Annotated in this window: 21 protein-coding genes; 10 read left to right on the top strand and 11 right to left on the bottom strand. The window is 67.5% G+C overall.

The annotated features are described in order from the left end of the window. The 4 genes from MVF76_RS10315 to hemC are packed head-to-tail and all read right to left on the bottom strand — an operon-like array spanning window position 1 to window position 4,214. Window positions 1–1,269, bottom strand: coding sequence for a heme biosynthesis HemY N-terminal domain-containing protein (locus MVF76_RS10315; protein ID WP_297528802.1), 1,269 nt, complete (start codon window positions 1,267–1,269; stop codon window positions 1–3). After that, the gene (locus tag MVF76_RS10310; RefSeq protein WP_297528800.1) at window positions 1,266–2,489 is read right to left on the bottom strand and encodes a uroporphyrinogen-III C-methyltransferase; all 1,224 of its coding nucleotides are present in this window, start codon (window positions 2,487–2,489) and stop codon (window positions 1,266–1,268) included. Before MVF76_RS10310 ends, MVF76_RS10315 begins: the two co-directional genes overlap by 4 nt. After that, complete coding sequence (locus MVF76_RS10305; protein WP_297528798.1) at window positions 2,482–3,285, bottom strand: uroporphyrinogen-III synthase; 804 nt, start codon at window positions 3,283–3,285, stop codon at window positions 2,482–2,484. Before MVF76_RS10305 ends, MVF76_RS10310 begins: the two co-directional genes overlap by 8 nt. Continuing rightward, entirely contained in the window at window positions 3,282–4,214 is a 933-nt protein-coding gene (gene hemC / locus MVF76_RS10300; RefSeq protein ID WP_297528796.1) for a hydroxymethylbilane synthase, read from the bottom strand. Before hemC ends, MVF76_RS10305 begins: the two co-directional genes overlap by 4 nt. A gap of 65 nt (window positions 4,215–4,279) precedes the next feature. Here hemC and MVF76_RS10295 point away from each other — a divergent pair, with 65 nt between their 5' ends. After that, window positions 4,280–4,804, top strand: a complete 525-nt coding sequence (locus MVF76_RS10295) for a thioredoxin family protein (RefSeq protein ID WP_297528795.1) — start codon at window positions 4,280–4,282, stop codon at window positions 4,802–4,804. A gap of 64 nt (window positions 4,805–4,868) precedes the next feature. Here MVF76_RS10295 and MVF76_RS10290 read toward each other — a convergent pair whose 3' ends face one another. The 3 genes from MVF76_RS10290 to MVF76_RS10280 form a co-directional block, all read right to left on the bottom strand. Next, window positions 4,869–6,116, bottom strand: coding sequence for a multifunctional CCA addition/repair protein (locus MVF76_RS10290; RefSeq protein ID WP_297528793.1), 1,248 nt, complete (start codon window positions 6,114–6,116; stop codon window positions 4,869–4,871). Between the two features lie 9 nt (window positions 6,117–6,125). After that, on the bottom strand, window positions 6,126–7,127 hold the full coding sequence (locus MVF76_RS10285; RefSeq protein ID WP_297528792.1) for a complex I NDUFA9 subunit family protein: 1,002 nt from the start codon (window positions 7,125–7,127) through the stop codon (window positions 6,126–6,128). 64 nt (window positions 7,128–7,191) lie between these two features. Further along, on the bottom strand, window positions 7,192–9,138 hold the full coding sequence (locus tag MVF76_RS10280) for a transglycosylase SLT domain-containing protein (protein ID WP_297528791.1): 1,947 nt from the start codon (window positions 9,136–9,138) through the stop codon (window positions 7,192–7,194). 163 nt (window positions 9,139–9,301) lie between these two features. Between MVF76_RS10280 and MVF76_RS10275 the strand changes: the two genes are divergently transcribed. The 9 genes from MVF76_RS10275 to MVF76_RS10235 all read left to right on the top strand — a co-directional run bounded on the left by MVF76_RS10275 (window position 9,302) and on the right by MVF76_RS10235 (window position 17,752). After that, a complete protein-coding gene (locus tag MVF76_RS10275; protein WP_297528790.1) occupies window positions 9,302–10,666 on the top strand; it encodes an NAD-dependent succinate-semialdehyde dehydrogenase in 1,365 nt (454 codons plus the stop codon). A gap of 12 nt (window positions 10,667–10,678) precedes the next feature. Beyond that, a complete protein-coding gene (locus MVF76_RS10270; protein ID WP_297528788.1) occupies window positions 10,679–11,479 on the top strand; it encodes a sulfite exporter TauE/SafE family protein in 801 nt (266 codons plus the stop codon). Between the two features lie 91 nt (window positions 11,480–11,570). Next, complete coding sequence (gene napF / locus MVF76_RS10265; RefSeq protein WP_297528785.1) at window positions 11,571–12,074, top strand: ferredoxin-type protein NapF; 504 nt, start codon at window positions 11,571–11,573, stop codon at window positions 12,072–12,074. Continuing rightward, complete coding sequence (locus MVF76_RS10260) at window positions 12,071–12,346, top strand: chaperone NapD (protein ID WP_297528783.1); 276 nt, start codon at window positions 12,071–12,073, stop codon at window positions 12,344–12,346. The genes napF and MVF76_RS10260 overlap by 4 nt, the downstream gene beginning before the upstream one ends. Next, a complete protein-coding gene (gene napA / locus MVF76_RS10255; RefSeq protein WP_297528781.1) occupies window positions 12,327–14,873 on the top strand; it encodes a nitrate reductase catalytic subunit NapA in 2,547 nt (848 codons plus the stop codon). Before MVF76_RS10260 ends, napA begins: the two co-directional genes overlap by 20 nt. A 16-nt stretch (window positions 14,874–14,889) precedes the next feature. Then, on the top strand, window positions 14,890–15,744 hold the full coding sequence (gene napG, locus MVF76_RS10250) for a ferredoxin-type protein NapG (protein WP_297528779.1): 855 nt from the start codon (window positions 14,890–14,892) through the stop codon (window positions 15,742–15,744). Further along, window positions 15,741–16,652, top strand: coding sequence for a quinol dehydrogenase ferredoxin subunit NapH (gene napH / locus MVF76_RS10245; RefSeq protein WP_297528777.1), 912 nt, complete (start codon window positions 15,741–15,743; stop codon window positions 16,650–16,652). Before napG ends, napH begins: the two co-directional genes overlap by 4 nt. Continuing rightward, entirely contained in the window at window positions 16,649–17,098 is a 450-nt protein-coding gene (locus MVF76_RS10240) for a nitrate reductase cytochrome c-type subunit (protein WP_297528775.1), read from the top strand. Before napH ends, MVF76_RS10240 begins: the two co-directional genes overlap by 4 nt. Window positions 17,099–17,131: 33 nt before the next feature. Continuing rightward, on the top strand, window positions 17,132–17,752 hold the full coding sequence (locus tag MVF76_RS10235; RefSeq protein ID WP_297528773.1) for a NapC/NirT family cytochrome c: 621 nt from the start codon (window positions 17,132–17,134) through the stop codon (window positions 17,750–17,752). A gap of 66 nt (window positions 17,753–17,818) precedes the next feature. On the opposite strand, the gene moaA is transcribed toward MVF76_RS10235, so the two are convergent. The 4 genes from moaA to MVF76_RS10215 form a co-directional block, all read right to left on the bottom strand. Beyond that, the gene (moaA, locus tag MVF76_RS10230) at window positions 17,819–18,802 is read right to left on the bottom strand and encodes a GTP 3',8-cyclase MoaA (RefSeq protein WP_297528771.1); all 984 of its coding nucleotides are present in this window, start codon (window positions 18,800–18,802) and stop codon (window positions 17,819–17,821) included. Between the two features lie 108 nt (window positions 18,803–18,910). Next, a complete protein-coding gene (locus tag MVF76_RS10225) occupies window positions 18,911–19,894 on the bottom strand; it encodes a dimethyl sulfoxide reductase anchor subunit family protein (RefSeq protein WP_297528769.1) in 984 nt (327 codons plus the stop codon). Window positions 19,895–20,056: 162 nt separating this feature from the next. Then, complete coding sequence (gene soeB, locus MVF76_RS10220; protein WP_297528767.1) at window positions 20,057–20,788, bottom strand: sulfite dehydrogenase subunit SoeB; 732 nt, start codon at window positions 20,786–20,788, stop codon at window positions 20,057–20,059. 51 nt (window positions 20,789–20,839) lie between these two features. Next, entirely contained in the window at window positions 20,840–23,758 is a 2,919-nt protein-coding gene (locus MVF76_RS10215; protein ID WP_297528765.1) for a molybdopterin oxidoreductase family protein, read from the bottom strand. Between the last annotated feature and the right edge of the window lie 164 nt (window positions 23,759–23,922).

Below are 23,922 nucleotides of genomic sequence, written 5' to 3'. Positions count from 1 at the left end.
TCAGGCCTTGCCGGCTTCCGGCTGCGCCTCGGGGCCGGGCAGCGGGGCGGCGGGCGAGGCCGGCGGCGGCAGGGCATCGGGGCCATCGTCGCCGCTGGCCAGCGCCACGCCGCGACGCAACAGGGCCACGGCCTCCTTCCCTTCACCCAGGCGTTCGAGCAGCGCCGCGAGCAGGGCGTAGCTCTCGACCGTGGGCATCAGCTCCAGGGCGTTCTGCAGGTAACTGCGCGCCTTGCCCCAGAGTTCGTTGCGCAAGGCGATGCGACCCAGTGCCTGCAGCAGCACCGGATTGTCGGGATGCTGGCGCAGCCATTCCTCGGCTACTTCAAGCTGCAGGCCGGGCTGCGGGGCCCGGAGCCGGCCATAGAGATCCACCAGCCGGTCGTCCCACTGCTGGCGCAGGGCCTGGCGCAACAGCGGCTCGGCGTCGGCATCACGATCGAGCTGGTGCAGGTGGCGGGCATGGGCCAGCACCAGCTCGGGATCGCGCGTCAGCCGCCTGGGCACCCGCGCCCAGGCCTGCTGCAGGGCCTCGACGTCGCCACCCCGTGCCGCCTGGGCCAGCAGCTCGGTGTGGATCTGGCGTTCCAGCGCGTCGGCCGCCTCGCCGTCGATGACCTGCCGCTTGCGCAGTTCCGGCAACAGGTCGCGCAGGTGCTCCCAGTCGCCCAGTCGCTGGTACAGCTTCATCAGCATCTTGAGCACATGGGGATGGCGCGGCGCGAGCGTGCGCAGATGGGTCAGGGTGGCCAGCGCCTGCTCCATCTGGCGATGGGCGATCTGCAGTTCTGCCTGTGTGAGGCCGACGGCGATGTCGGCCTCGGGCATGGCCTGATGGGCAAGACGCAGATAGTGGTCCCGCCGCTCGTGGGCACCCTGGGCCTGGGCGGCACGGGCCGCGGCCAGATAGTTCATCAGCGGATTGTCGCTGTCCCCGGCATAGCGGATCAGGCGCTTCTCCGCGGCCTCCCAGTTGCCTTCGGAAAGATCCACCAGACCCCGGTTGAGCGCCTTGCGCGCACGCGCCGCACGGCGGCGCCGGCGCCACTCGCTCAGCGCGCGCGGAGAACGGCGCAGGCCGGCGATGAATCGCAGCAGCAGGTAGAGGGACGCAAAGGCCAGCAGCAGCACGAACAGCGCCATGGCCAGCGTGGTCTCGATGGTCCATTCCCCGTAGCCGATCAGCAGGTAGCCCGGTTCGTCGAACAGGGCCAGGCCCAGGCCGGTGGCGGCGATCAGCACCAGCAGCGCGAACAGCAGTGCCTTCATGGCTGTGCGCTCCCGGTCTCTGCCCCGCCGGCGGGCGCCTCGGCGGCCAGCTCGCGCAGGCGCATGACTTCGCGCAACCGTCGCAGCGAGCCCGAGACATCGGGGATCGCCGGGCGTACCTCCACTTGCATCAGGTCGTCGACGGCATCGAGTGTGGCCTTGACCGCGGGTGCCTCGACATCGAAATGCCGCTGCAGCCAGTCGCGCGCGGTCTGCAGAGCACCCTGCCAGGCCGCCGGCTCGCCACGCAGCAGCGCCAGTCGCGCGGCTGCCAGTTGCAGGCGCAGGTTCTCGTGCAGGAAATACTGCTGTTCGGGCGCCAGCATCGGACCCACCGGCTGGTCGTTGCGGCGCACCACCACCAGCTTGCGCAGTTCGTCCCAGACTGCCCCCGGCACCTGTTTCCAGTCCGAGGGCAGGCCGCCCTCACCGGGCCCCTGCGGGGCGGGCGGCTGGTAGTGGGCGCCGGCCAGCTTGAGGCCGTCGACCGCCGCCTCCAGCCCCTCCAGGCGCGAGGTCAGGCCGTCGATGTCCGGCAGCTGCACCGCCTGCAGGGCGGTGATGTCGCGCGCGATCTGATCGCGCACCGGCTTGAGCCCGGGGTCGGCCAGGGCCTGCAGGCGCTGGTCGGCGGTCTGCAGGGCGAGAATCGCGGTCGCGGGATCGCGCGCCAGCGCCGCACGCTGATGGGCGACGTTGAGCAGGTACCCGGCCTCGGCCAGCACCCAGTCGTCGCGGCCGCGTCCGAGCTGGGCGCGCAGCAGGGTGATGGCCTGTTCCAGGCCCTTGCGCGCGCTCTCGGCGGCGGCCAGCCGCTGCTGCAACGCGTCCTGGGCGCGGCGGGTCGCGGCGAGATCGGCCTGCAGGCGGTCGTCGAAGGACTTCAGGCGCGCATCGAGGGCGGCGTTCCGACTGTCGATCTGGGCCAGCACCTCCTGCTGCCAGGCCGCCTGGCGATTGACCTCGTGCCAGATGAAATAGCCGCCGACGGCAACCCCGATGGCCAGCACCAGCGCCACCAGTGCCAGCCACAGCGAGGCACCGGCGCCGGTGGTGCTGCGGGCCGCGCCGGTCTCGGCGGCGGGCGCAGCGGCCGGCTCGCGGCGTTGCGTGGTGCTGCGGTTCCGGCGCCGGCTGCCGCCGGAACGGCTGCCCTTGGCCGCGGGCTTCTCGGCGCCCCCGGCGTTGCCGGCGGGCTTGTCCTGACTGCCTTCACTCATGTTGCCCTTCCTTCCCCTGTGTACCGGCCGCCCAGTCCACCAGGGCCTGACACATGGCCTCGTCGGTGGCATTGGCGGCAATGATGCGGCGGCGGATGCCCAGCGACCCGGCGAGCGCATCGGCCCGCCGGCCCGGCACCACCAACCAGGTTTCCCTGAGCAGAGTTTGCCCCTTTTGTCCGATGAGTTCGAACAGATTGTGCAAACTTTCGTTGCTGGCAACGGTCACTGCCTGGATCCCGCCCGCCGACCAGGCATCGAGCACGGGCGACGGGTCAACGGCGGGTAGGCGACGGCAATAGCTGGCCACCTGCACCACCTCGGCACCCCGTGTTGTCAGCGTGTCGCGCAGCAGCTCGCGCCCCCCTTCGCCGGACACCAGCAGCACGCGGCGGCCGGCGACCTCGGCCAGCGCCGGCAGGGCCAGCAGGTGCTCGCTGTCGAAACCGGTCTCGGGCACCAGGGTCACGGCAATGCCCGCGGCCTCCAGGGCCGCCGCCGTCTTCGCCCCCACCGCCCCCGTCATCAGCCGCGCCGGCCAGTCGATCCCGCCGCCGGCCTCGGCCAGCAGCCCGCGCACGGCATTGGCGCTGGCAAACAGCGCCAGGTCGAAATCCGCCAGCCCGGCCAGCGCCGCCCGCAGCGGCCCGGGGTCCGTGGGCGGCGCGATTTCCAGCGCCGGCAGGTGCAGGGCGCGGCCCCCGGCTGCCGTGATGCAGTCCATCAGGGCCTGCGCCTGGGGCTGCGGCCGGGTCACCAGCACACCGCATCCCGTCAGCGGCGTCGCGGCGCTCACGAGTTCGCGTAGACCTCGGCGAGGATGTCGGCGGCCCCGCGCCCGAGCAGGTCGGTCGCCAGCACCTCGCCCAGTTCCCCGGCATCCTCGGCGCGGCCGCTGATCACGCCGTGGACGATCTCGCTGCCGTCGGGACGGCCGACCAGCCCGCGCAGCACCACCACGCCATGGTCGAACTCCGCATAACCGCCGATGGGTACTTGGCAACCACCCTCGAGGCGGGCATTGAAGGCGCGCTCGGCACGCACCCGGGTGGCGGTGCGGGCGTCGCCCAGGGGTTCGATGAGGGCGCGCACCGCGGCATCGTCGCTGCGGCACTCGATGCCGATGGCTCCCTGACCGATGGCCGGCAGGATCACCTCCGGCCCCAGGGTCTCGGCGATGCGCGATTCGAGGCCCAGCCGCCGGAGGCCGGCGCAGGCCAGAATGATGGCGTCGAACTCGCCGGCGTCGAGCTTGTCCAGGCGCGTGTTGACGTTGCCGCGCAGGTCGCGGATTTCGAGATCGGGGCGCAGCGCGCGAATCTGGCACTGCCGCCTGAGGCTGGAGGTGCCGACCACGGCCCCCTGTGGCAGCGCCTCGAAGGTATCGAAACGATTGGACACGAAGGCATCGCGCGGATCCTCGCGCTCCAGCACCACCGCCAGTTCCAGACCCTCCGGCAGTGCCACCGGGACATCTTTCATGGAATGCACGGCGATGTCCGCCCGTCCCTCGAGCATGGCCTGCTCCAGTTCCTTGACGAACAGGCCCTTGCCCCCCACCTTGGCCAGGGGGCTGTCGAGGATCCTGTCGCCGCGGGTACTCATGGTGACCAGTTCCACCTGGACGCCCGGATGATGGGCCTCGAGGCCGGCCTTGACGTGTTCGGCCTGCCACAGGGCAAGTGCGCTCTTGCGGGTGGCAATGCGAATGATCTGCTCGGACATGGGGAATATCGGGCCTTGTGGACGGGCGGCGCCCGCTCGGGCGCTCGGGACAGCGAGGATAACGAGTGAACAAAGCGAGACGCAAGCCGAACCGGCGGCCCGGGCTGCTGCTGGCCCTGCTGCTGGCGGTGACGACGCTGGCCGTGGCCGGCCGGGCGTCGGTGCCGGTGGCCCGCGATCTCGCCGCCGACGGCCGGCTGGCAGCCGAGCGCCGCCTGCCCATCCTGCTGGTGGTCGCCGCCAGTGACTGCGCTTACTGCATCCAGCTCGAGGAAGATTTCCTCATTCCCATGCTGATCAGCGGCGACTACGACGACCGGGTGATCATCCGCAAGATCGAGATCGACCAGGCGAACCTGCTGCGCGACTTCGACGGCCGTCTGGTCACGGCTTCGGAGCTGGCCGACCGCTATCGGGCCTCGCTCACACCGACCCTCCTGTTCCTGGATCCGCAGGGGCGCGAACTGGTCGAGCGCATGGTCGGCCTGACCACGCCGGATTTCTTCGGCGGCTATCTCGACCAGGCCATCGACGCCGCCCGCGAGAACCTGCGGGCGCGGCCCTCGCCGCCGTCCGCTGCAACCCCGTGATCCGCCGCTTCCACGCCCTGGCGGCAACAACCCGCCATTCCCGCCTGGGGCTCAACACCGTTGCTCACTCCTCGCCCCGCACGTTCCCTTCAAAAGCCTTTCGCGCCGCACGCACGGCATCGATGCGCCGCTCGCGCACGGCCTCGGCGATGGCCGCACCCCTGAGGCCCCGGGCGGCGAGTGCGGCGGCGTCGATGGTGGCGCAGGCCTCGCGCGCGGCGCGCAACCAGTCGCCCTGGGGATAGGGCGCCTGTTCGTGGCCCTTGCGGCCGCGCACGTCGGCGTGGCAGGCGAGCAGGAACTGTTCGAAGCGGTCGGGCCGACGGAAGGCATCGAGCCGGCCGAGCAGATCGACCAGCGTGGCCGGGCGCAGCTCCAGTGCGCGATGGGCGGTGCCATGGTGTTCGGCGACCAGGCAGCCGAGATCGCGGAAGGCATTGGGGATACGCAGGCGCACGGCCATCTGTTTCACCAGATCGACGCTGCGCGCCTCATGCCCCCTGTGATGCGGCCATTGGTCGGGTGGCGTGGTGCCCTTGCCGAGATCGTGGACCAGCGCCGCGAACCGCACCTCCGGATCGGATGACAGTGCGGCCGCGGCCCTGAGTACCAGCAGGCAGTGGATGCCGGTGTCCACCTCGGGGTGATGATGGGCGGGCTGGGGCACGCCGAACAGCCGATCCAGCTCGGGGAACACCCGGGCCAGCGCGCCACACGCATGCAGCACCTCGAAGTAGCGCTCGGGCGTGTCCTCCGCCAGGGCCTTGACCGTCTCCGCCCACACCCGTTCCGGCACCAGATGGTCGACCTCGCCGTTCTCCACCATGCGCTTCATCAGTGCATGGGTGCCGTGCGCGACCCGGAAGCCCCACTTGCCGAAACGGGCGGCGAAGCGCGCCACGCGCAGGATGCGTACCGGATCCTCGACGAAGGCCGGAGACACGTGGCGCAGGATGCCGTTGCGCAGGTCCTCCTGGCCGTTGAAGGGGTCGATCAGGGTCCCGTCGGCGGCCTCGGCCATGGCGTTGATGGTGAGATCGCGCCGTGCCAGGTCCTGCTCCAGGGTGACCTCGGGATCGGCATGGAACTCGAAGCCGGTGTAGCCGGGACCGGTCTTGCGCTCGGTGCGGGCCAGGGCGTATTCCTCGCCCGTCTCGGGGTGCAGGAACACGGGAAAGTCCTTGCCCACCGGCCGGAAGCCGCGTTCGCGCATGTCCTCGGGCGTCGCGCCCACCACCACCCAGTCGCGTTCGCGTACCGGCAGGCCGAGCAGCCTGTCGCGCACCGCGCCGCCGACCAGGTAGACCTCCATGGCCGGGCCTCAGCCCCGGCCGCCGACCAGCACGCCGACCAGTTCGGGGTCGCGGTGGGCCAGCGCGCGCAGTTGCTGGTAGCGGCTGCGCAGCGAGCCGTTGCCGAGGTACAGGGGCACCACGGCGGCGATGGCGGTGGGCTCGATGCCCAGCCTGCGCAGGCAGTTCTCCGGGCACACGCCTTCCTTCTGCAACGACCAGAAGTTGTCCCGCGAGAAGGGCTTGCCGGGGACGAACTCGAGCAGCCGCGCCTGCAGCCAGGAGCCGGTGTTGCCCAGGCGCAGGATGCGGCGCCGTACCCCGATGACCCTTGCGGTGTATTCGACCAGTTCCTGCAGGGTGCAGACCTCGGGCCCGCACAGGTCGCAGTGCCTGCCGATGGTATCGTCGTCGTCCAGGGCACGCAGGAAGGCGGCAACCACGTCGCCGACACAGACCGGCGACATCTTCGCGTCCGGACAGGCCAGCGGGAAGATCCAGGGCGTCAGGCGCAGCAGGCCGGCGAAGCGGTTGAAGAAGCTGTCCCCGGGGCCGAAGATCACCGACGGGCGGAAGCTGGTCACCTCGAGACCCTGGGCCGCCGCCGCGTGCACCAGGTCCTCGCCCTCGCCCTTGGTGCGCAGGTACAGGCTGTGCTCCTCGCGCGGGTAGGCATTCAGCGCACTCATGTGCAGCAGCCGGGTCACCCCCTCGGCCAGGCAGGCGTTGACGATCTTCTGTGGCAGCTCGACATGGACGCGACGAAAGCCGCTGCCGTCGTTGCCGGATTCATTGAGGATGCCGACCAGGTTGACGACCGCATCCGCACCCTGGAGCAGCTCGCGCAGGGTGCGGGTGTCATGCACGTTGCATTCCACCAGCCGGATGCGCGGATTGACCAGCAGGTCCTTGTGCCGTTCCCGGCGGCGGGTGGGAATGATGACCTCGGTGCCGCGGCCGGTGAGATGGTGGGCGAGGTGACGGCCGACGAAGCCGCTGCCGCCCAGGATGCAGACCTTTTCTCTTTTCATTCTGTGTGTTGGCGATCGCGTTGGGATGGGGACCGCGTCATAGTGGCGGGCCGTCCGGGGCAGGTCAAGCGGGATCGGGCGCCGGCGGCACGGGTGGCAGCCGTTGTGCGAGGCGGACCATGGGCAGCCCCAGCCGGCTGCGATAGACGGTGGCGTAGGCCAGCACGCCGCGCACGTAGCGGCGGGTCTCGGTGAAGGGAATGCTGTCGATCCAGCGGTCCGGGGCCATGGCCTGTCCCCGCGGCAGCCAGCGGTCCACCCGCTGGGGCCCGGCGTTGTAGGCCGCGGCCGCCAGCGCCGGCTGGTCATGGAAGCGGTCGAGCATGCGCCGGTAGTAGGCGCTGCCGAGGCGGATGTTGACCTCGGGTCGCAGCAGGCTGGCGGCGGTGGGACGCGGCATGCGCAGCAGCCGCGCCGTGGCCCGGCCGGTTGCCGGCATCAGTTGCATCAGGCCCAGCGCGCCCACCGAGGACCGCGCATCCTGCATGAAGGCGCTTTCCTGGCGCATGATCCCGTAGATCAGCGCCGGGTCGAGCCGGAACCGGCGGGCAACCTGCATGACCTGCTCGCGATGCAGCAGCGGGAAGCGCAGTTCAAGATCGTCGTAGCGGCGTGCCGCGGCGGCCGCGACTATGGCGCGATCGTGCCAGCCCCAGCGCGAGGCGAGCACCGCCGCCGCCGCCAGTTCCTCCGGCGACAGCGGCTGGCGGGCCCGGTACCACTCCCGCCGCGCCTGGAGCGTGAAGCTGACGAAGTAGAGTTCGCGTGCCCGCAGCAGGCCCGGATGGTCGTCGAGCAGGCGATCCAGCAGGGCGGGGGCGACCGCGAGGGGCGTACTGTCGAGGGCGTAGGGTGCCGCCACCCGGTCGGCGGCGAGGAAGCCGTGGAAGCTGCGGTCCCGGGCCAGCTCGGCGAAGCCGGCGCGGGCCTCGGCCCTGCGGCCCTCTGTCGCCAGCGCGCGGGCCCGCCAGTACTGCCATTCGGGGGTGTTCGCCAGCGCCGCCGGCATGGCGGCGATGGTCTGTGCCAGGTCGCGCCATCGGCCGTCCCAGAGCGCGCTGCGGCCCAGCCACTGCCAGTGGTCGTCGTCGCGGGCCTCGGGCGGGATGTTGGCCAGCCAATCGTGGGCCTCCGGGGCGCGCCGGTAGGCGGCATTGAGGCCGATGGCCGCCCAGGCCGCGAGGCGCTGTGCGGGCGAGAAGGCATGGCGGTCGGCGATCTTCAGCCAGTGGCGATGCGCGGCGGCCGGATCGCTGCGCGCCAGCCGGCGGATGGCATGGATGAGAATCTGGCGATGTCTCGGCGTGTCGGTCCGCAGCACCGGATCGCGCAGGGTCCAGGCCGGCCGGCGGTGGGCCTCGCGCCAGCGCTCGGCAGTGGCGCGCTCGGCGGGCGGCAGACGGGCGGCGAGGAACCGCGCCAGACTGAGCTTGCCATTGGCCATGGCCAGCTCGAAGCGTGCCCATACCTGCGCGGCGCCGATGCGCCCGCTGGCGTACAGGGCCTTGAATACCGGATCGCAGGCATCGGGCTGCGAATGCCCCACCCGCCACAGGTCTTCGGCCGTCGCCAGCCAGTCGGCATCGGGTTCGCCCGACAGCGCCAGACGGGCGCGCAGCCACTGGCAGCGGAGTGCCACCGGCTGCGGCTCGGCATAGAAGGCAAGGAAGCGTCGCCAGGCCCGGCGCTCGGCCAGCCGGTACAGCCAGCGCCGGCGCAGGCGTTCCGCCAGCGGCGTGTCGGCGTGGCGCTCGAGAAAGGCCCGGATTTCGCCGTCAGTGGCGTGCGACAGCCGGCGCCGCAACTCGAGATCCTCGAGATAGCCGAGCAGGGGATAGTCGCCGAGCCGCTCGCGGTGCCGGCGGTAGGCCCCCTCGTCGCCCCGCTTGAGTGCCTCCCAGGCCTCGATGAAGGTGTCGCGCTGGCGTTCCAGCGCATCGCGCGGGCGCGCAGCCAGTACCTGGGCCAGGCAGAGCAGGCAGATCAGCAACAGCGAGCGGCCAGCATTCATCGGCTATAGTAGGGGTGCATCCCTGCCGGCGCGGCCGGTGGGCTGGGGCGTCCGTGACATGCGGCCAATCTAACCCTTTTGCTTGGCCAAGCAAACCACGCGCGATGCCCGGCCAGCGCGCACCGCCGGCCGTCGACCGCCATCACAACAAAAGGAACAGGGCATGGCATTCAAATCCGTCAATCCGCTCACCGGCGATCTGATCCGTCGCTACGACACCTGGAACGAGGCGCAGATCGAGACCGCGCTGTCCCAGGCCGCGGCCGCCGCGCCGGCATGGCGGGCGCTCGACATGGAAACGCGCGCTGCTCACCTGCGCAGGGTCGCCGAGGTGCTGCGCGCGCGGCGCGACGAATATGCCGCGCTGATGACCGGGGAAATGGGCAAGCTGATTCGCGAGGCGCGCGCCGAGATCGACAAGTGTGCCTGGGTGTGCGACTACTACGCCGAGCAGGCTGCGGACTTTCTCGCCGATGAACTCATCGAGACCGATGCCAGCCGCAGCCTGGTGGTCTATCAGCCGCTGGGCACGGTGCTGGCGGTGATGCCCTGGAACTTCCCCTTCTGGCAGGTGTTCCGCTTTGCCGCGCCGGCGCTGATGGCCGGCAACACCGGCCTGCTCAAGCACGCCTCCAACGTGCCCGGCTGCGCGCTGGCGCTGGAGGGGGTGTTCCGCGAGGCCGGTATCCCGGAGGGGGTGTTCCGCACGCTGATGATCGGCGCCGACCAGGTGGGCGCCGTGATCGAGGACCCGCGGGTGCATGCCGTGACCCTCACCGGCAGCGAGCCCGCCGGGCGTTCCGTGGCCGCGGCCGCCGGGGCGCAGATCAAGAAGACGGTGCTGGAACTGGGTGGCTCCGATCCCTTCATCATTCTGGAGGATGCCGATCTCGACCTGGCGGTCGAGGTGGCGGTGACCTCGCGCTTTCTCAACGGCGGCCAGAGCTGCATTGCCGCCAAGCGCTTCATTCCCGTGGAGGCGATCGCGGAAGAGTTTCTCTCCCGTTTCCGAGCCGAGGTCGAGAACATGACCTGCGGCGATCCCATGGACGAGGCCACCCGCCTGCCGCCGCTGGCACGTCACGATCTGCGCGACCAGTTGCACAAGCAGGTGGTGGAAAGCATTCGCCAGGGCGCGGTGGCAGTGACCGGCTGCATGCCGCAGCCCGGCCCGGGCGCCTTCTACCAGGCCTCCATCCTTGACCAGGTCCGCCCGGGCATGCCGGCCTACGAGGAGGAGCTGTTCGGTCCGGTGGCGATCGTCATTCGCGCCCGCGACGAGACCGACGCCGTGCGCATCGCCAACGATTCGGTATTTGGATTGGGTGGCAGCGTCTGGACCCGCGACAGCGCCCGGGGCGAGCGCATCGCCCGCCAGCTCGAGTGCGGCTGTGCCTTCGTCAACGGCCTGGTCAAGAGCGATCCGCGCCTGCCCTTCGGCGGCATCAAGCACTCGGGCTACGGCCGCGAGCTGGCGCGCCACGGCATCCGCGAATTCGTCAACGCCAAGACCCTCTGGATTCGCTGAGCGCACACCGCCTTGCCCCTTGTCCTGATCGACCTCCCTGCCTGGCTGGCGACGGGCGCCCTTGCCGGGCTGCTGGCGGGGCTGTTCGGGCTCGGCGGCGGCATCGTCATCGTGCCGGCATTGACGGCGCTGTTCGGCATGCAGCAACTGGCGCCGGCCTACAGCACCCATCTGGCGGTGGCCACCTCGCTGGCGACCATCCTGGTCACCGGCGTGGCCTCGGTACGGGCGCACCATCGCCGCGGCGCAGTGGACTGGGCGCTGGTCCGGCGGCTGCTGGCCGGCATCCTGCTCGGCGGGCTGGCCGGGGCCTTCCTCGCTGCGGCCCTGCCCACGCTGACGCTGCGCCGGCTGTTCGGGGCCTTCGAGATCCTGGTGGCCCTGCAGCTGCTGGCCTTCCGCCCGGGGCGTGCCCTGTGGCGGCTCCCCGGCCGGGCGGGCATGACCCTCGCCGGCGGCGTGATCGGTGCCGTGTCCTCGGTGCTGGGCATCGGCGGCGGCACGCTGACCGTGCCCTTCCTGGTCTGGTCCGGCCTGCCCATGGTGCGGGCCGTCGCCGCTGCGGCGGCCTGCGGTCTGCCCATCGCCCTGGGCGGCAGCGTCGGCTTCCTGCTGGCCAGCCGGGATGTCGGGAACCTGCCACCGGGCACGCTGGGGTTCGTGTACCTGCCGGCCTGGGCGGGCATCTGCCTGGCCAGCGTGCTCACCGCGCCGATCGGTGCGCGCTGGGCCCATCGCTGGCCCACCGGGCGGCTCAAGTCCCTGTTCGCCCTCGTCCTGTGCCTCATCGGTCTGCGCATGATGCTGGGCTGATGCTGACGCCTTATGCCGGATCTGCTTGATATGCATCAAGGTCAGCGATGCGGGTTTTCGTCATCCTGTCCTCGAACTCGGGGGGCATGACATGCAATCCACCATCAGTCGAGCCGATCTGTTGCGTGGCGACCTTTCCGGACGCGGCCGGCCGGTTCGGCCGCCCTGGTCTTCGGTCGACCTCGAGCAGCGTTGCGATGGCTGTGGTGCCTGCGTCGATGCCTGCTCCGATCATCTCATCCGCCTCGGCCGCGGCCGGCTCCCCGAACTCGATTTTTCCGTTGCCGGCTGCAGCCTGTGTGCCGCCTGCCGCGAGGCCTGTCCCGAGCACCTGCTGTCTGCCGTCGGACCCTGGCAGCCGCGGGTCGAGGTCGATGCCGCCTGCCTGGCTCTCAATGGCGTGATCTGCCGTAGCTGCGGCGATGCCTGCGAGCCCCGCGCGCTGCGTTACCGGCTGACGCCCGGCGGCCGCAGCCGGCCCGAGATCGACCCGGGCGCCTGCACCGGCTGCGGGGCCTGCGTCGCGCCCTGCCCGGTGGCGGCGATCCGGATGCGCAACCGGCCGTATTCCAACCACGAGGCGTCACTGTCATGAACATTTCCGGTGTCATCGTTCGGACCCGCCCCGAACGGCTGGCCGAGGTGAGCGCCCGCCTGCGGGCGCTCGATGGCGTGGAGATCCACGCCACCGCCGACGACGGTCGCATGGTCGTGACCATCGAGGAGCCGACCGATCGCGATCTCGCCGACACCCTGTTGCGAATGCAGGATCTGCCCGGCGTGCTGGCAGCATCCATGGTCTATCACCAGTTCGAAGACGATGCATGCATCGACGAGGAGGTTTGCAATGAAACTGACCCGGCGTGACTTCATCAAGACCCATGCCGCCGCCGCCACCGCTGCTGCCGCAGGGTTGACCCTGCCGGGCGCGAAGGATGCGCTGGCCCGGGGCAAGGACATGATCCGGTGGGACAAGGCGCCCTGCCGCTTCTGCGGTACCGGCTGCAGCGTGCTGGTGGGCACGAAGGATGGTCGCGTGGTGGCCACCCAGGGCGACCCGGATGCGCCGGTCAACCGCGGCCTCAACTGCATCAAGGGCTATTTCCTGTCCAAGATCATGTACGGCAAGGACCGCCTGACCACGCCGCTGCTGCGCAAGCGCAACGGCCGCTTCGACAAGAACGGCGAGTTCGAGCCCGTGTCCTGGGACGAGGCCTTCGACATCATGGCCGACAAGTGGAAGGCCGCCATTCGCCGCAGCATGGAGGAGAACAGGGGCAAGTCGGTCGACCAGATCAGCTCGCGGGTCGGCATGTTCGGCTCCGGGCAGTGGACGGTGTGGGAGGGCTATGCCGCTTCCAAGCTGTACAAGGCCGGTTTCCGTTCCAACAACATCGACCCCAATGCCCGGCACTGCATGGCCTCGGCCGTGGGCGCCTTTATCCGCGGTTTCGGCGCCGACGAACCCATGGGTTGTTACGACGACCTGGAGAATGCCGACGTGTTCGTGCTCTGGGGTTCGAACATGGCGGAGATGCACCCCATCCTGTGGTCTCGCCTCACCGATACCCGGCTCACCCGGGAGGGCTGCGAGGTGCACGTGCTGTCGACCTTCGAGAATCGCTGCTTCGAACTGGCCGACAACGGCATGATCTTCAAGCCACAGACCGATCTGGCAATCCTCAACTACATCGCCAACTACATCATCCAGAACAAGGCCTACAACCAGGAATTCATCGACAGCCACGTGAACTTCAATCAGGCCACCACGGATATAGGTTACGGCCTGCGCCCCGAACACCCGCTGGAGCAAAAGGCGAAGAACCCGGGTGTGGGCAAGTTCCACAAGATCAGTTTCGAGGCGTACGCGAAGTCGGTCGAGCCCTATACGCTCGATTACGTCTCCGAACTGTCCGGCGTGCCGAAGGACAAGCTGGAACGGCTGGCGAAGGTCTACGCGGACCCGAAGCGCAAGGTGACTTCCTTCTGGACCATGGGCTTCAACCAGCATACCCGGGGCGTGTGGGTCAACGGTCTGGTCTACAACGTGCACCTGCTGATGGGCAAGATCTCCGAGCCCGGAAACAGCCCCTTCTCGCTGACCGGCCAGCCCTCGGCCTGCGGCACGGCACGCGAGGTCGGCACCTTCGCCCATCGCCTCCCCGCCGACTATGTGGTCAAGAAGAAGGCGCATCGAGATCTGGCCGAGAAGATCTGGAAACTGCCGGAAGGCACCATCCCGGGCAAGGTCGGCTACCACGCCGTATTGCAGAACCGCATGCTGAAGGACGGCAGGCTCAATGCCTACTGGGTCATGTGCAACAACAACATGCAGGCGGCGGCCAACCTCAACGAGGAGACCTGGCCGGGTTACCGCAACCCCGACAACTTCATTGTGGTATCGGATCCCTATCCGACCGTCACCGCCATGGCCGCCGACCTGATCCTGCCCACGGCCATGTGGACGGAGAAGGAGGGCGCCTACGGCAACGCCGAGCGCCGCACCCAGTTCTGGCGCCAGCAGGTGAAGGCGCCGGGTGAGGCGAAGTCCGATCTGTGGCAGATCATGGAGTTCTCCAAGCGCTTCAAGGTCGAGGAGGTCTGGCCCGAGGAGCTGCTGGCGAAGAAGCCTGAATATCGAGGCAAGACCCTGTACGAGATCCTGTTCCGCAATGGCCAGGTGGACAGTTTCGCCTATGAGCACGGCACGGTGCGGGACGCAGAGGGCAACGTCTACGACAACGACGAGTCCGAGCACTTCGGCTACTACGTGCAGAAGGGTCTGTTCGAGGAATATCGTCGCTTCCAGCTCGAGGGGCCCAAGAAGGGCCACGAGCAGGCGCCCTTCGATATGTATCACCAGGCGCGCGGCCTGCGTTGGCCGGTGGTGAACGGCAAGGAGACCCTGTGGCGCTATCGCGAGGGCTACGATCCGCATGTCGCCAAGGGGGCCGGCATCCAGTTCTATGGTCGGAAGGATGGTCGGGCCAACATCATCTCCGCACCCTACGAGCCACCCGCGGAGAGCCCGGACGACGAGTTCGATCTGTGGCTTTCCACCGGCCGGGTACTGGAACACTGGCACTCGGGTTCCATGACCCGGCGGGTGCCGGAACTCTATCGTGCCTTCCCCGACGCCGTGGTCTTCATGCATCCCGATGATGCCCGCGAGCGTGGCCTCCGTCGCGGGCTGCCGGCGAAGGTGGTCAGCCGGCGCGGCGAGATCATCGCCCGGGTTGAAACCCGGGGCCGTAACCGTCCGCCCCGGGGCCTGATCTTTGTGCCCTGGTTCGACGCCGGTCGCCTGATCAACAAGGTGACCCTCGATGCCACCGATCCGCTGTCCAAGGAGACGGACTACAAGAAGTGCGCGGTGAAGGTGGTGAAGGCCTGAGGGTCGAAGAGCGGCCATGACTGCGCAACGACAGGCCACCAACGCGGGGCGTCGCCGTTTCCTGGTGGACACGGCGCGCACCGCGGCGGCGGTGGCGGCGCTCGGGCTGGGGCTGGCTCTGCATGCCCGCTCCGCCCGCAGCCTGCCCGCCGAGGCCATCCGTCCGCCGGGGGCGCTGGCCGAGCCGGAATTTCTCGGTGCCTGTATCCGCTGTGGCCTGTGTGTGCGCGACTGCCCCTACGACACCCTGCGCCTGGCGGCGCCTGGCGAGGCGGTGGCGACAGGGAGCCCCTATTTCGTCGCGCGCGATGTACCCTGCGAGATGTGCGAGGACATTCCCTGCGTGAAGGCGTGCCCGACCGGTGCGCTCGATCACGGCCTCACCGACATCCGCGAGGCACGCATGGGCCTGGCGGTGGTGGTGGACCAGGAGGCCTGCATCGCCTTCCAGGGCCTGCGCTGCGAGGTCTGCTACAACATCTGCCCGCTGCGCGACCAGGCCATCACCCTGGACCTGCGCCACAATCCGCGTTCGGGTACCCATGCCCTGTTCATCCCGGTGGTCCATTCCGATGCCTGCACCGGTTGCGGCAAGTGCGAACGCGCCTGCATCCTGGAGGAGGCTGCCATCAAGGTACTGCCGCGGCGGCTGGCCAAGGGCGAGCGGCAGGCCCACTATCGGCTCGGCTGGCAGGAGAAGGCGGCCGCCGGTGAAAGCCTGGTGGCGCCGGATGCGGAGCGGGCCTTCAACCTGCCGCAGGGCGTGGAATACGACTACCAGAGCGGTCGCGTCCGCGAGTCGGCAGAGGCAGGACCGCCATTCGGCGACAGCGCGCTGGAAACGCTGCGGCGCGGGCAGGGCAAGCCATGAGCCGGCGAACGCCCATGCCCGGCAGCGAGGCACGGCGCGAGAAGGGCTGGTGGCCTGCGCATCGCTGGCTGCTATTGCGCCGCCTGAGCCAGTTCACGGTGCTGGCGCTGTTCCTGGCCGGGCCCTGGTTCGGGGTCTGGGTAGTAAAGGGCAATCTCAATGCCAGCCTGACCCTGGACCTGTTGCCGCTGACCGACCCCTACGTTCTGCTGCAGACGCTGGCGGCCGGCCACCTGCCCGAGCTGACGGCGCTGACCGGTGCCCTGATCGTGCTCCTGTTCTATCTGCTGGTCGGCGGCCGTGTCTATTGCAGCTGGGTCTGCCCGCTCAATCCGGTGACCGACCTGGCCCACTGGCTGCGGCTGCGGCTGGACATCCGCAGCGCGGCCCGGCTGTCGCGCAAAACGCGCTACTGGGTGCTGGGCATGACCCTGTTGCTGGCAGCGCTGACCGGTACCCTGGTCTGGGAACTGGTCAATCCCGTCTCCTATCTGCACCGCGGCATCCTCTTCGGCATGGGCCTGGGCTGGACCCTGATTCTGGCCGTGTTCCTGGCGGAGCTCCTGGTCAGCCGCCATGCCTGGTGTGGCCACCTGTGCCCGGTGGGTGCCTTTTATGGATTGCTTGGTCGCGTCTCGCTGATGCGCGTTTCGGCCTCGCGGCGGGATGCGTGCAACGACTGCATGGACTGCTTTGCGGTCTGCCCCGAGCCGCAGGTCATCCGCCCGGCGCTCAAGGGCGCGGCGCAGAGGCTCGGCCCCGTGATCCGGTCCGGTGAATGCACCAACTGCGGGCGCTGCATCGATGTTTGTTCGAAGGATGTCTTCGAGTTCACCACGCGTTTCAATCGGCAGTCCAGGTCCGGCAACCTGGGCTCGAATTCCGGAAAGATGGAGGTCATGTCATGAACAAGTCTCTCGTCATGGCGGTCGGTCTGATGTGCGGGCTGGCGGCTGCCGCAAGCGGCGCGATCGCAGAGGAGATCACCTCCCTGCGCGGTATGCGGCCCATAGATCAGGCGCCGGATGTGCCCGAGATCAAGCACTACAGAAAGGATGGCGAGGTACTGCCACGTGATTATGTGCAGCAGCCGCCGCTCATTCCGCACAAGATCGAGGGTTACCAGATCAACCTCAAGTTCAACAAGTGCATGAGCTGCCACAGCTGGGCCAACTACAAGGAGGCGGGTGCGACCAAGATCAGCCAGACCCACTTCGAGGACCGGGAAAAGCACGTGCTGGCAAACATCTCCGCACGACGCTACTTCTGCACCCAGTGCCACGTGCCGCAGGCCGATGCCAAGCCGCTGGTCGAGAATACGTTCCAGCCGATTCCGGCCATCTCCGGTCAGTGACGCAGGCCAACTGCTCGAAAGGGGAACCGCACCATGTCAGACAATACAGGCAAGCAGGGGCTGCTGTCCCGTATATGGTCCGCCCTGCGGCGTCCATCGGCCACCTATTCTCTCGGTGGTGTGCTGGTGGTGGGCTTCGTGGCCGGCATCATTTTCTGGGGTGGTTTCAATACGGCCATGGAAGCGACCAATACCGAGGTCTTCTGCGTGTCCTGCCATGAAATGCGTGACAACGTTTACGAGGAATACAAGAAGACCATCCATTACAACAACCGCACTGGCGTGCGCGCCACTTGCCCGGACTGCCACGTGCCCAAGGAATGGACGCACAAGGTCATTCGCAAGATCCAGGCCTCCAACGAGCTGTTCCATAAGGTGATGGGGAGCATCGACACCCGGGAGAAATTCGAGGCCAAGCGGCTGGAGCTTGCGCGTCATGTCTGGGACTCCATGAAGAAAACCGATTCCCGGGAATGCCGCAATTGCCATGACTATGAATCCATGGACTTCACCTACCAGGGACGGCGTGCGGTAGCGCGGCATTCGAAGGGCCTGGAGGAGGGCAAGACCTGCATCGATTGCCACAAGGGTATTGCCCACGAGCTGCCGGACATGCGCGAGGAATTGCCGACCGCAACCGTGGGCGACATGTAATGGCGCCCGCAAGGCGCGGGTCCCGCCGTGAAGACATGCGGGCCAAAGGCGCTTCGGCAGCGGGACTCAGCCCCCGGTCATCGACATGAAGCGGAGGATTTTTTCCGGCTTTTCGGTGAATTCGTGGCGTTCCGGCTTGAGATTGATGGCGTCGCGGATCGCCTGTTCCAGCTCTGTGTCGGTGCAGCCGCTCCGCAGCAGGGGGCGCAGTTCGAAGCGGTGCTCCTGGCCGAGGCACATGTAAAGCGTGCCATCCACGGACAGCCGCACCCGGTTGCAGGTGTCGCAGAAGTGCTGGGAGATGGGGGTGATGAAACCGATGCGCAGCTCGGTGCCGGCCACCTGCACATAGCGCGCAGGCCCGCCTCCCGGCATGACGCCCGGCAACAGTTCGAAGCGCCGGGCCAGTCGCGCGCGTACCTCGCGCAGATCCAGGTAGCGGTCACTGGCATTGCGCCCGGTATCGCCCATGGGCATGGTTTCGATGAAGCGCAGCGTGAAGCCATGCTCCAGACAGAACTCGACCATGTCCTCGACTTCATGGTCGTTGATACCCTTCATCACCACCATGTTGATCTTGATGGGCCGGAAACCGGCCGCTCGGGCGGCCATCAGGCCGTCGAGTACCTTGTCCAGCCGGCCCCGGGTGATCTGGCGGAAGGTTTCGGGTACCAGCGAGTCCAGGCTGACATTGATGCGCTGGATGCCGGCCGCGCGCAGGGCCTCGGCATGGCGGGCCAGCCGGGTGGCATTGGTGCTCAGCGACAGATCCTCCAGTCCCGGCAGGGCCGCCAGACGCCGGGCCAGATCGGGGAGTCCGTGTCGCACCAGCGGTTCGCCGCCGGTCAGGCGCACGCGCCGTGTGCCCAGGCGGGCAAAGGCGCCGATAACGCGCTCGATCTCGTCAAAGGAGAGCCAGTGTTCCGGAATCTCGAAGTCACGGAAGCCGCGCGGCATGCAGTAGAAACAGCGCAGGTCGCAACGATCCGTCACCGACAGGCGGACGTACTCGATGTTGCGGCCGAAGCGGTCTGTCAGCAGGCTGCTCATGGCTTCACTATAGTCGCGGTTCCACGGCGCAACAATAGGACGGCGCGCAGGGGAATGAATTGACCGGAGTCAAAAGCGAAGGGGGCGTCGAGCACCCCCTTCGCCGCCTCAGACTGTCTGGTAGTAGAGGTTCTGCGGGTGATTGGCCTGGGCGAAGAACACCCAGCGTTCCGCAATCAGCCCCAGGTACTGGGCCACGAACGCCAGCGCCAGGGCAGCCGCCGCCGGTACCTTGAGGCCGATGGCCAGCAACACCACGGGCACGGCGAACACCAACACCAGGAACAGCCATTTCATCCCGTTCACGAACCCGGGCGTCTTGTGATGGAAGAACTCCCGGGTATTGAAGGAACCGCCCATGCTGCCCTGAGCCTTCTGGACGACGCGCGTGTGACGCACGCCGATGGCGGTCTGCACGGTGGACTTGTACTTGATGCGGCCATTGCGGATCAGGCTGGCGGTACGGGTGATGAATGCCAGCAACGTGAGAAAGATGGCCCAGCCGCCATAGAACCTGAGCATGCCCGGTTCCAGGTAGGCCGCGTAGGCCGCGGCCAGGGTGAAGCCGGAAGCCGAGCCCAGCAGGATGAAGTTGATCACGGTCAGGGGTGTGGCCCATTCCTGCAGGAACTTGATGGCGGCGTAGATCATGCCGGTGCAGATGAAGAGTGCGAAGCACAGCAGCGTGCCCAGCGCGCCCAGCAGCAGAGACAGGTCGACGGCAATGTCGCCCTGCGCGCCGATCTCGACGAACACCGGGTTCCAGCCCGTGTAGTGCACCAGGCCATAGGCGGCCACCGTGCCCATGAAAGCAGGCAGCGCGATCACCTCGCGGGACAGCCAGGAGGTGCGCCAGCGGGCGATGGCGCGCCAGCCGCGTTCCGGATGGCCGAGATGGAAGAAGGAGGCGAACAGGCCCAGGCCCAGGAAGGCCAGTGACAGCAGGCTGCCGAAACCGTAGAAGTTCGGGTTGGCCTGAGTCGGCAGAACCTTGACCACGGAATAGAGTTCGCCGGTGTACAGCGCCAGGAACAGACCCTGGCCGACCCCGATGAGAGTGGTCAGAAAGATGACTGAGAATGCAGGATGCATGATGACTCCAGTGTTCCAGGTTTCACTCGCCCGGGGCTGCCGTGCCCGTGGGTCGTGCGTGCGTCCAGTTGGGTGCCGTCGGTCACCGGCTGTGGAACCGGGTTGCGCGATTCAGGAGGGCTCCACTGGCGGTGAACCACCGGTGGCCGACGGCATGATCGTTCAGAAGGTGCTCACGTCGTCCAGGGTCGGCTCGTCGATGATCCGATCCGGATGCACCTTCTCCTTCTTCAGCGGGTTGTCCACGCGCTCGAGTTCATCCTCGTGAATCTCGATGCGGGTCTTGCGCCGTGGCAGATAGTGATTGGCCGGCTTGGTGCCCCATTCCGGCATCAGCTGATAGCCGCCCCGTTCGCGGATGGCCACCGAGACCTCGGAATCCGGGTCATGCACGTCGCCGAACAGGCGGGCGTTGGTCGGGCAGGCCATGACGCAGGCGGGACGGCGCTCGTTCTCGGGCAGCGTCTGGTCATAGATGCGGTCCACGCACAGGGTGCACTTCTTCATCACCTTCTGCTGCTCGTCCAGCTCGCGGGCGCCATAGGGGCAGGCCCAGCTGCAGTACTTGCAACCGATGCACTTGTCGTAGTCCACCAGCACGATGCCGTCTTCCTCGCGCTTGTAGCTGGCGCCGGTGGGGCACACCGGCACGCAGGGCGCGTCCTCGCAGTGGAGGCAGCTCTTGGGGAAGTGGACCGTTTCCGTGTTCGGGAAACAGCCGACCTCGAAGGTCTGTACGCGATTGAAGAAGGTGCCGGTGGGATCGGCGCCATAGGGGTTGAAGTCGGACATGGGTCCGGCAGTCCCGGAAGTGTTCCATTCCTTGCAGCTTGTGACGCAGGCATGGCAGCCCACGCAGACGTTGAGATCGATTACCAAAGCGAGTTGAGTCATCTTGTATAGCTCCGTATCAACGCAGGGGCGCGTCGGCGCCTGGGCATGGCTTCAGGCGCGCTTCTTCATGCGCCCCGCGAAGTAGGCCAGCACACGGCCCTTGAGACTGGTGTCCTGTCCCGGCAGTGGTTTCATGGGCTCGAACTGCGGCGAGCTGACCGGGGGTTCGCCGGCCTCGGCGGGATAGATGCGCACGCGCACATCGTACCAGCCGGCCTGTCCGGTCACCGGGTCGGAGTTGGAGACATGCTCGCCGGCCTCGTGAGCGGGCAGTTCCTCGCTGATCAGGTGGTTGAGCAGGAAGCCCTTGCGTGCCTCGTTGGCGTCCGGGTCCAGCCCCCAGGCGCCGGAGGCCTTGCCGATCGCATTCCAGGTCCACACGGTGCCGGGTTCCACGGCCTCGGAGTAGCGGCACAGGCAGCGGACCTTGCCATGCGGCGACTCGACCCACATCCATCCGCCGTCCTCGATGCCGGCATTGCGCGCGGTCTCGGGATTTACATGCAGGAAGTTGTAGGTATGGATCTGCCGCAGCCAGGCATTCTGGGAATCCCAGGAGTGGTACATGGCCATGGGGCGCTGGGTCACCGCGTTGAGCGGATAGGTGTGCAGATCCGTCAGCTCGGCTTCCAGCGGTGGCGTGTAGAAGGGCAGTGGATCGAAGTGGGTCTCGATGCGCTTGCGCAGATGCGGCGGCGGCGTGCGCCCGCCGGGATTCTTGCCCTGCGCGGCCAGGCGGAACTTCTGCAGGATCTCCGAATAGATGTGGATGTTGATCGGCTCCGCATAGCGGGTCAGGCGATGGTTCTGCGCCCACTCCAGGTAGCCCTGGTTCCAGTTGCGCATGTACTGGTAGGACTTGGGCAGCTCGTAGTGAAAGACGCAGTTGTTCTTCTCGTACATTTCCCACTGCTTGGGGTTGGGCTCGCCCTTCATGAACTTCTCGCCACCCTTGCCGCGCCAGCCGGCCAGGAAGCCGATGCCGGGCGCCGCCTCGAAGTTGACGATGAAGTCAGGATAGTTGCGGTACTTGCGGCTGCCGTCCTTGTGCACGAAGGCGGGCAGCTTGAGCCGTGTGCCCAGCTCGATGAGTACCTCCTGGAAGGGCTTACACTCGCCCTTGGGCGGCACCACCGGCACCCGTACCGAATCCACCGGGCCGTCGAATTCGGAGATCGGGCGGTCGAGCATGGACATCACGTCGTGGCGCTCCAGATAGGTGGTATCCGGAAGCACCAGGTCGGCGTAGGCCACCATCTCGGACTCGAAGGCGTCGGCGACGATCAGAAAGGGGATCTTGTACTCGCCGTTCTCGTCCTTGTCGTTGAGCATCTTCCGGACCTCGGCGGTATTCATGCTCGAGTTCCAGGCCATGTTGGCCATGAAGATCATCAGCGTGTCGATGGGGTAGGGGTCCTGGCGCCAGGCATTGGTGATGACGTTGTGCATCAGGCCGTGCGCCGCCAGCGGATACTCCCAGGAGAAAGCCTTGTCGATGCGCACCGGCTCGCCCTTGTCGTCCACGAACAGGTCATCGGGGTCGGCCGGCCAGCCCAGCGGCATGCCGTCCAGCGGGGTATTCGGCTTCACGCCCTCGGGACCGGTCGGCGTCTTGGGGCAGGGCGGGATGGGTCGCGGGAAGGGGGCCTTGTGGCGAAAGCCGCCGGGGCGGTCGATGGTGCCGAGTATGGACATCAGGATCGACATGGCGCGAATGGTCTGGAAGCCGTTGGAATGGGCGGCCAGACCGCGCATGGCGTGGAAGGACACGGGGTTGCCGGTGACCGATTCGTGCTCGTTGCCCCAGGTGTCGGTCCAGGAGATCGGCAGCTCGATCTTCTCGTCGCGTGCGGTAATGCCCATTTCATGCGCGAGGCGGCGGATGGTGTCGGCCGGGATGCCGGTGATCTCGGCCGCCCATTCCGGGGTGTATTCCTTGACTCGGTCCACCAGCAGTTGGAACGACGGCTTGACCGGGGTGCCGTCGTCGAGGCGGAATTCGCCAAGCAGATAGGGGTCGGCACCCGGCGTGTGGGTGGAGATGGGGCGATTCAGTTCCCGATCCCACCACAGCTTGTTCTGCGGGTCGAAGCAGCCTTCCTCCGGCGGTACCTCGAAGCGCACGAACATGCCGTATTCGGTGCTGTTCTCGTCCATGTTCACCAGCTCTGCGGCGTTGGTGTACTGCACCAGGAAGTCGCGGTCATAGAGACCCTGGTTGATGATCTCGTGGATCAGCGCCAGGAACAGCGCGCCGTCGGTGCCGGGCTTGATCGGGATCCATTCGTCGGCGATGGCCGAATAGCCGGTGCGCACGGGATTTATCGAAATGAACTTGCCGCCGCGGCGCTTGAACTTCGACAGCTCGATCTTCATCGGGTTGGAGTGATGGTCCTCGGCGGTGCCGATCATCACGAACAGCTTGGATCGTTCCAGATCGGGGCCGCCGAATTCCCAGAAAGAGCCGCCGATGGTGTAGATCATGCCGGCGGCCATGTTGACCGAGCAGAAGCCGCCGTGCGCGGCATAGTTGGGGGTACCGTAGTTCTTGGCGAACAGGCCGGTGAGCGCCTGCATCTGGTCGCGGCCGGTGAACAGCGCGAACTTCTTCGGGTCGGTGGCGCGGATCTTCTTCAGTCGCTCCTCCATGATGGCGAAGGCCTCGTCCCAGGAGATCTCCTCGAATTCGCCGTCGCCGCGGTCGGCGCCTTCCTTGCGCCTGAGCGGCTTGGTCAGCCGCGCCGGCGAATACTGTTTCATGATGCCGGATGCGCCCTTGGCGCAGATCACGCCCTTGTTCAGCGGATGCTCGGGGTTGCCCTGGATGTAGCGGACCTCGCCGTCACGCAGGGTGACGCGGATGCCGCAGCGGCAGGCACACATGTAGCAGGTCGTGTTCTTGACCTCGATGCGGGCCGATTCGTCCGCGGCCTTGGACAGCGGGTCGTGCAGGGGTCTGGATTCGCGCATGAAGGTTCCCGGTTGTGTTGCCAGTGGAGGAGGACGCAGCAATCTATAAAAATAGACTGCCGGGAGCCAATTAGCATTCTTGAAACGCAGATAAAATATTATAATATTCTAATATTTAATCCGATGATTCCTGTTGGAAAACAACCTGTTGATATGGTCTGCCG

Origin of the sequence: Thiohalobacter sp., assembly GCF_027000115.1 — a bacterium.
Classification (GTDB): domain Bacteria; phylum Pseudomonadota; class Gammaproteobacteria; order Thiohalobacterales; family Thiohalobacteraceae; genus JALTON01.
Note: the sequence above shows the minus strand (reverse complement) of the source record. Positions and strands in the feature narration are given on the sequence as shown.